Origin of the sequence: Rhodoferax sp., assembly GCF_023701345.1 — a bacterium.
In the GTDB taxonomy this organism is placed as follows: Bacteria; Pseudomonadota; Gammaproteobacteria; order Burkholderiales; family Burkholderiaceae_C; genus Rhodoferax.
Window position 1 is genome coordinate 1 of the sequence record NZ_JAMPXE010000143.1, and the last position, 7,709, is coordinate 7,709.

Below are 7,709 nucleotides of genomic sequence, written 5' to 3' on the forward strand. Positions count from 1 at the left end.
CGCTACCGCATATGGACCTTGAACCCTGTGGGGCGGACTTTAGTCCGCCATGGTCGAATAAATTCGACCCCACAACAAACCAAAACTCGGTGTTCATCGAAAGGAGCGCAGCGACGCGGCAATCCGGGAAGTCATGGATTGCCGCGCTTCGCTCAATGGGATGGACGCAGAGTCACAAACAAGCGGCGTCAACGGCCGCTTTTTTTCTGGAGAAATCATCATGACCCACCACGTCATCCTCGGCGCCGGTCCGGCCGGCGTCATTGCCGCCGAGACCATCCGCAAACAGGCCCCGCTGGACAGCATCACGATCATTGGCGATGAGCCCGAGCCGTCTTATTCGCGCATGGCCATTCCCTATCTGTTGATGGGCAACATCGACGAGGCAGGCACCTATCTGCGCAAAAATCCGACGCACTTTGACGACTTGAAGATCAAAGTGCGTGTGACGCATGTGCAGCATGTGCAGGCAGCCACCAAAACTGTTGTGCTTGACGGGGGTGAAAGCATCCGTTTTGACACCTTGCTGGTGGCTACTGGCTCGCGTCCCGTGACGCCACCCATCCCCGGCATCAAGTCTGAAGGGGTTCACCGCTGCTGGACACTGGCCGATGCGCGTGCCATTGCGGCGCTGGCCCAGCCCGGCGCCCGCGTGCTGCAACTTGGCGCCGGCTTTATCGGTTGCATCATCATGGAAGCGCTGGCCGCGCGCGGGGTGAAGTTGAGCGTGGTCGAAATGGGCGACCGCATGGTGCCGCGCATGATGGGGCCGACCGCCGGCGGCATGATCCGCGACTGGTGCGAGACCAAGGGTGTGGAAGTGTTTACTGGTACCAAGGTCGAGTCGATTGAGCCCGGTGCGCCGTTGACGGTCAAGCTCTCCAACGGCAAAACCATGCAGGCCGACCTGGTGATCAGCGCCGCCGGGGTTCGCCCTGCGATTGGTTATCTGGAAAACTCAGGACTGACCTGCCTGCTGGGCGTGCTGACCGACGAGCACCTGCAAACCAATGTGCCCGGCATTTATGCCGCCGGCGACTGCGCTGAGGCGCTGGACAAGGTCAGCGGCAAGATGATTGTCAGCGCCATCCAGCCCAATGCCGCCGAGCAGGCGCGCATTGCCGCCATGAACATGGTGGCTTTCTCGCGTGGTCAGCCATCCAGGGCCAAGCTCAAGGGCGTCACGCAAATCAACGTGTTGGACACCCTGGGGCTGATATCTGCGAGTTTTGGCGACTGGCAGGGGGTGCCTGGGGGTGAGCATGTCGAGCTGACCGACAAGGCCGCCGGGCGCCACCTGAGCCTGCAGTTCAAGGACGATGTGCTGGTGGGCTGCAACAGCGTGGGCTGGACCGAGCATGTCGGCGTGATGCGTGGTCTGGTCGAAGGCCAGATCAAATTGGGCGACTGGGCGAACACCTTGAAGCAGGACCCGACCCGCCTGATGGAAGTCTACCTGGCCGCAGCGCAAGGGCAAAGCGACTGGTCGGGTGCAGCGGATGCGCGCCGGCGCTAAAGTTTGTGGCATGAAGATCACCCTGAAACTGTTTGCCTCCTTGACAGACTATTTGCCATCCGAGGCCAAGTACACCAACCTGGTTGAGCTGGACGTTGCACCCGGGACCACCATTGGGCAATTGGTGGAACAACATTGTTTGCCTGAAAAACTGGTGCACCTGGTGCTGGTCAATGGCCATTACATCGCTCCCGAACTGCGCGCCACACGAACCCTTGCCGAGGGCGATGTGCTGGCCATCTGGCCGCCCATTGCCGGCGGCTGAGGCTCATCAACGCATGCAGGATTTTTACGCCGAGCGCTTCGAGCGTGAGATGGGTTGCACCGAGGCCGAATGGCTGATGTGGCTTCCCAGGGCCATTGGCGACCACCACTGGAAGCAGCAGGCGGGTGCTGCCGGCGTTCGTATTGGCGACGGGGCGCTGGGCTTGAAATGGCAGGCGGCGCAGCCCCGGGTGATTGGGCTCATCAGCATCCCGGTGCTCAAGGTTAGCTTTCGCTTTGCCGGGGTGGACGAACAGGCGCGTTATGCGTTCATGAAGCGTTTTGACTTGTACATGCAGCGCGGCGGTGGCTAGTCGCGCCAGGTAATGGCCGTTACCTCCAACAGATCAGCCGGATGAAGTGATAAAAAAAGTGACTGTCCTGATGCCAGCCAGGGTCAGCAGCAGCGAGCCAAAGAGGTGCACCGCCGCTGTGCCCAAACCCAGCAAATAGCGTTGTTGCCCCAACATGCCGACCACTTCGGCAGAATAACTGGAAAAAGTGGTGAGTGCGCCCAGAAACCCCGTGACGATGGCCAAACGCCAGGCCGGGTCGATATGCGGCAGGGCCTGAAACACGGCCACCGCCACCCCGACCAGGTAGCCGCCAATCAGGTTGGCTGCAAGCGTCCCCATTGGAATCAGCGCCCCGGGGTTAAGCCACAAGCCCAATCCCCAGCGGGCCAACGCGCCCAGGCAGGCGCCAATACAAATTGCCAGCACGGACAGCATGCGCAGAAATTTGGTTTATTTTTTGGCAGCCGTCGCGGCCTTGAAGGCGGCGTCGTTCACCGTCACGCCTTCGGCAGAAAACTGGGTCGCCTTGACATCGCCAATGCCCGGCACCCGGGAAATGAAGTCGTTCCAGTCCTTGAAGGCGGCCTTTTTGCGCTCAGTGAGGATTTTGCTGGAGGTGCCCGGACCGATGCCCTTGATACTGTCAAGTTCGGCCTCGGAGGCTTTGTTGATGTCGAGCGCGGCGTAACACGACAGTGCTGACAAAAAGGCGATCAGCGTGAGGAATTCCCTGAACATGGCAGTCTCCTTGATTGTGGTTCTGGATTAGCCTTGTTGTGCCAGCCACTGCACATACCTGGCAACTCCCGTTTGTACATCCGCAAAGTCATGATCGCAACCGGTGGCCCGCAGCGCGCTCAGGTCGGCCTGGGTATAGCACTGGTATTTGCCGCGCAGCGCATCGGGAAAAGGTATGTATTCAAGCAGGCCTTCGCTGACCAAAGCTTCCAGTGTCAGGGGCGCCTGGCCGTTGCTCTGGCGCAGCGCATTCACGACCGAACTGGCGACGTCGTTGAAAGGCTGGGAACGACCAGTGCCGAGGTTGAAAATGCCTGAAATTTCGGGGTGGTCAAAGAACCACAGGTTGACCGCGACGACGTCGTCAATAAAGACGAAGTCGCGCATCTGCGCGCCGGCTGCGTAGCCGCCGTAGTCGCCAAACAGCTTGACCTTGCCCTCGGCCTTGAACTGGTTGAACTGATGGAACGCCACGCTGGCCATGCGCCCCTTGTGCTGTTCGTGCGGGCCGTAGACATTGAAGTAGCGAAAGCCGGCCACCTGCCGCGTGAGTCCGGCCAGGGCGTTCTCAAACGCCGGACCACATTCGCGTCGCATGCGCTGGTCAAACAGCAATTTGGAGTAGCCATACACATTGAGCGGGTGCTCAAAGGCGGGCGCTTCACGGAACGTGTCAGAGCCGCCGTAGGTGGCGGCGCTGGAGGCGTAGAGCAGGCGGGCGCCCCGTTTCTGGCAGCTCTGGTACAACTGCACCGAGGTGGCATAGTTATTCTGCATCATGTACTTGCCGTTGCTTTCCATGGTGTCGCTGCAGGCGCCTTCGTGAAAAATGGCTTCCACCTTGCCGTAGGCGTCGGCTTCAAATGCGTTGTAGAAGACATCCGCATCCACGTAGTCGGCAATCTGCAGGTCTGCCAGGTTGCGAAACTTGTCGCCCTGGGTCAGGTCATCCACGGCAATGATGTCGCTCAAGCCCCGGTCGTTGAGGCCTCGGATGAGGTTGGAGCCAATAAAACCGGCAGCACCGGTGACAACGATTCGGGTCATGCAAATAACTCCTCATAAGAAACGGTGGCGGTCCCAAACTTGCCTACCACCAGGCCACCGGCCCGGTTTGCCCACGGCAAGGCCTCACGCAGGCTCATGCCTGCTGCCACCAGGGCGGCCAGGGTTGCGATGACGGTATCGCCAGCGCCGGTCACGTCAAACACTTCGCGCGCTTGCGCCTTGACATCCATGCGTCCCTGGGCATCAAACAGCGTCATGCCTTCCTCACTGCGCGTCAACAGCACCGCCTGCAGTCCGAGCTGCTGGCGCAGGTTTTGCACCTTGGCCTGCAAGTCAGGCTCGTCTTGCCAGCCGCCAATGACTTGCTGCAACTCAACCCGATTGGGTGTGATCACGGAGGCCTGTTGGTAACGCGAATAATCCGAACCCTTGGGATCGATCAGGATCGGTTTGCCGGCCTCGACGGCGCGTGCAATCATGTCGCTGACATGCGCCAGGCCGCCTTTGCCATAGTCTGAAAACAGCACGGCCTGATGGCTGGGCAGGAGATCCAGAAAGGTGGCGGTTTGTGAGGCCAGAACCTCGCTTTTTGGCGTGTTTTCAAAGTCAAGCCGCAACAATTGCTGCTGGCGGCCAATGACCCGCAGTTTGACCGTGGTCTTGAGTTGCGCATCGCGGCCAAAATAGGTCTGGATGCCGGTGCCGGCCACCAGCGACTCCAGCTTGTGACTGGCTTCGTCTTCGCCCACCACCGTGAGCAAGGAAGCCTGGGCGCCGAGGGTGACCACATTGAACGCCACATTCGCTGCGCCGCCGTTGCGCTCTTCTTCGCGCGTCACACGCACCACCGGGACCGGGGCCTCCGGGCTGATGCGGTCCACGGCACCGTACCAGTAGCGGTCCAGCATCACGTCGCCCACCACCAGCACGCGGGCTGCCGACATATTTTCTTTGGAAATGGTCATAACTCTTCTACCCGGCGAGCGGGATAACTGTCCCAGGTCTGGCAGCCAGGACATTGCCAGAAATGTTGGGTGGCCTCAAAGCCGCAGGCCGCACAGCGGTAACGCAGCAGGGGCTTGATGGCGTGGTCCAGTGCGCGTTGCACCTGCGGATGAAACTGTTCGTGTTCCAGCTTTTCACCTGCGATCCAGCGTGTGGCGGCCACCAGCGAAGGCTCTTTGTCCAGATGATGGGCATACCAGTCGCGGGCACTGGTTTGCTCTGCAGTATCTGCATTCGAAAGGGTGACAATGGCCTCCAGCACGTCCAGCGAGGCCTGTTCGGCATAGAGTTGTTGCAGCCTTGCCAGGGTGACTGCACCCTTGTCACTGCGCAGTGCCAGTTCGGCCAGGGGGTGGGCGATCAGGGGAATGGCGGCGGGAGCGCTGTCGAGCGCCTGCATCAGGGTGTCCCAGGCTTCGATATTCTGGCCCAGTTGTGCCTGCACTTGGGCCAGGTCAAGACGCGCCCGCGCCGCCTCCGGGGCTTTGCTGATGGCACGCTGCAGCAGTTCTTTAGCGGTTCCTGGCTGGCCTTGGGCCACCAGCGCGGCTGCCTGTTCGCACAGGTAATGCGCCAGCCGCGGCGTAAAACTGCCCTGGGCGGCATGTTCCAGTTTATCTGCCATCAGCGCAGCCTGTGGCCAGTCTCGGCTGCGTTCGTAGTTGGCCAGCAAAGCCAGGCGGGCCTGGGCTTCGAAGGCGGTGCCTTCGAGCTTGAGCAAGGCGGCTTCGGCGTGGTCCAGCAAGCCGGCCCTGAGGTAGTCCAAGGCCAGGGCATGTTGCGCCCGGTGTCGGTCGGCCTGGCTGATGTCGGCGCGCGACAGCAGGTGTTGATGGACGCGTACCGCGCGTTCGTACTCGCCGCGCCGGCGAAACAGATTGCCCAGGGCAAAGTGCAGTTCGGAGGTGTCAGGGTCGCTTTGCACCGCCTCAATGAAGGCATCAATGGCCTGGTCTTGCTGCTCATTGAGCAGAAAGTTGAGACCCTTGAAATAAGCTTTGGGGGCTTGGCGATTTTCCAGCCGGATTTGACGCAGATCCAGACGGGATGCCAGCCAACCCAGCACAAAGGCCAGCGGCAGGCCTAGCAAAACCCAACTCAGGTTAAATTCCATCGGCGTAAACAGGAGGAGTGGCTGGCACAGTCGGCTCGGTTGCGGTTTGGGAAGAAGCCGGCCCCTGTTGGGCGTGGCGATGTTTCCACCACCAGGGCGCCATGCCCAGAACACCCACCACCACACCAATGGTGAAGGCGCCAAGCACCACCAGCACCATCGGGGCGAGCCAGTAGTTGCCAAAGAAGAAGTGCACAGTCGTGACTTGCTGGTTGTTCAGCGCAAAGGCGAACAGGGTAAAGAAAATGGCGATCTTGACGATCCACCTTAGCAACCACAGGATGTGTTTCATCGACGATTCCCAGAGATTGGGAAGATTCTACCGTTTGAGCTGGCCGTTGCAGGCGGCTTGTGCGGCGGCATCAGACCATCGGCTACAGTTCAACCGTGCGTTGGTCAACTGCCAGGCGCAGGGCTTTGCCGGGCTTGAAATGGGGTACCTTTTTTTCAGGGATGGCAACACTTTCACCGCTGCGTGGGTTGCGTCCCATGCGTGGTGGGCGATAGTTCACGGAAAAACTGCCAAAGCCGCGGATTTCAATGCGATGACCGCGTGCCAGCGCATCATTCATGGCTTCCAGAATCGCCTTGACCGCAAACTCGGCATCGCGCTGGGTGATCTGGCCAAATCTGGCTGCAAGTTCTTCAACGAGGTCGGAGCGGGTCATAAAACCAATACCTTTGCGGGACAAACCTTTAGCTCTGTCCCCAACTGATTAGGAAGAAAAAAAACGACCGGATGCACCTAAGCAACCGGCCGTCCATTCAGTTCAGCAATAACGCTTTAGTTATTGTTGTCGAGCTTGGCGCGCAACAAGGCACCCAGGCTGGTGGTCCCGGCGTTTTCACGAGCGGACTGTTGGCTCAGCGAGGCCATGGCTTCGTTCTGGTCAGCGGCGTCCTTGGCCTTGATCGACAACTGGATGTTGCGGGTCTTGCGATCCACATTGACCACCACGGCATTGACTTCGTCGCCTTCCTTGAGCACGTTGCGGGCATCTTCCACGCGGTCGCGGGAGATTTCCGAAGCACGCAGGTAACCGATGATGTCGTCGCCCAGGTCGATCTCGGCGCCCTTGGCATCCACGGTCTTGACCTTGCCGGTGACCACGGAACCCTTGTCGTTGATCGACGAGAAGGTGGTGAACGGGTCGGAGTCGAGCTGTTTGATACCCAGAGAAATGCGTTCACGGTCGACGTCAACGGCCAACACCAGCGCTTCCACTTCCTGGCCCTTTTTGTATTCGCGCACGGCAGCTTCGCCGGGCTCGTTCCAGGACAGGTCAGACAGGTGCACCAGGCCGTCGATACCGGCAGCCAGACCGACGAACACGCCGAAGTCGGTGATGGATTTGATCGGGCCCTTGACGCGGTCGCCGCGCTTGGTGTTCTGTGCGAACTCTTGCCATGGGTTGGCCTTGCACTGCTTCATGCCCAGGCTGATGCGGCGCTTGTCTTCGTCGATTTCCAGAACCATGACTTCGACTTCGTCGCCCAAGGCAACGATCTTGCTCGGTGCCACATTCTTGTTGGTCCAGTCCATCTCGGACACGTGCACCAGGCCTTCGATGCCGGGTTCCAGTTCCACGAATGCGCCGTAGTCGGCGATGTTGGTGATCTTGCCGAACATGCGGGTGCCTTGCGGGTAGCGGCGGTTCACGCCCATCCAAGGATCGTCGCCCATTTGTTTCAGACCCAACGAGACACGGTTTTTCTCGGTGTCGAACTTCAGGATCTTGGCGGTGATTTCCTGGCCAGCGGTCACCAC

The 7,709-nt window shown here is 60.0% G+C and carries 11 protein-coding genes; 3 read left to right on the forward strand and 8 right to left on the reverse strand.

What is annotated here, in order from left to right:
• The first annotated feature begins 220 nt into the window (after window positions 1-220).
• Genes NDI87_RS15150 through NDI87_RS15160 form a run of 3 tightly spaced genes read left to right on the forward strand, consistent with a single transcriptional unit; the run spans window position 221 to window position 2,094 of the window.
• A complete protein-coding gene (locus NDI87_RS15150; RefSeq protein WP_296276276.1) occupies window positions 221-1,516 on the forward strand; it encodes an FAD-dependent oxidoreductase in 1,296 nt (431 codons plus the stop codon).
• A gap of 10 nt (window positions 1,517-1,526) precedes the next feature.
• Window positions 1,527-1,781, forward strand: coding sequence for a MoaD/ThiS family protein (locus tag NDI87_RS15155; protein WP_296276278.1), 255 nt, complete (start codon window positions 1,527-1,529; stop codon window positions 1,779-1,781).
• A 13-nt stretch (window positions 1,782-1,794) separates the two neighbouring features.
• Complete coding sequence (locus NDI87_RS15160) at window positions 1,795-2,094, forward strand: hypothetical protein (protein ID WP_296276279.1); 300 nt, start codon at window positions 1,795-1,797, stop codon at window positions 2,092-2,094.
• 33 nt (window positions 2,095-2,127) lie between these two features.
• Here NDI87_RS15160 and crcB read toward each other — a convergent pair whose 3' ends face one another.
• The 8 genes from crcB to NDI87_RS15200 form a co-directional block, all read right to left on the reverse strand.
• On the reverse strand, window positions 2,128-2,511 hold the full coding sequence (crcB, locus tag NDI87_RS15165; RefSeq protein ID WP_296276281.1) for a fluoride efflux transporter CrcB: 384 nt from the start codon (window positions 2,509-2,511) through the stop codon (window positions 2,128-2,130).
• 15 nt (window positions 2,512-2,526) lie between these two features.
• Window positions 2,527-2,814, reverse strand: coding sequence for a helix-hairpin-helix domain-containing protein (locus NDI87_RS15170; RefSeq protein WP_296276282.1), 288 nt, complete (start codon window positions 2,812-2,814; stop codon window positions 2,527-2,529).
• Between the two features lie 27 nt (window positions 2,815-2,841).
• Window positions 2,842-3,861 carry an ADP-glyceromanno-heptose 6-epimerase gene (gene rfaD / locus NDI87_RS15175; protein WP_296276283.1) on the reverse strand — a complete coding sequence of 340 codons (1,020 nt, stop codon included), beginning with the start codon at window positions 3,859-3,861 and terminating at the stop codon, window positions 2,842-2,844.
• Window positions 3,858-4,787: a D-glycero-beta-D-manno-heptose-7-phosphate kinase gene (gene rfaE1, locus NDI87_RS15180; protein ID WP_296276284.1), complete on the reverse strand. Its 930-nt coding sequence runs from the start codon at window positions 4,785-4,787 to the stop codon at window positions 3,858-3,860. The genes rfaD and rfaE1 overlap by 4 nt, the downstream gene beginning before the upstream one ends.
• Window positions 4,784-5,941: a lipopolysaccharide assembly protein LapB gene (gene lapB / locus NDI87_RS15185; protein WP_296276286.1), complete on the reverse strand. Its 1,158-nt coding sequence runs from the start codon at window positions 5,939-5,941 to the stop codon at window positions 4,784-4,786. Before lapB ends, rfaE1 begins: the two co-directional genes overlap by 4 nt.
• Entirely contained in the window at window positions 5,931-6,233 is a 303-nt protein-coding gene (locus NDI87_RS15190) for a LapA family protein (RefSeq protein WP_296276287.1), read from the reverse strand. The genes lapB and NDI87_RS15190 overlap by 11 nt, the downstream gene beginning before the upstream one ends.
• An 82-nt stretch (window positions 6,234-6,315) precedes the next feature.
• Window positions 6,316-6,609 carry an integration host factor subunit beta gene (locus NDI87_RS15195; RefSeq protein WP_296276288.1) on the reverse strand — a complete coding sequence of 98 codons (294 nt, stop codon included), beginning with the start codon at window positions 6,607-6,609 and terminating at the stop codon, window positions 6,316-6,318.
• Between the two features lie 116 nt (window positions 6,610-6,725).
• A partial coding sequence (locus tag NDI87_RS15200) for a S1 RNA-binding domain-containing protein (protein ID WP_296276289.1) occupies window positions 6,726-7,709 on the reverse strand: 984 nt, incomplete at its 5' end.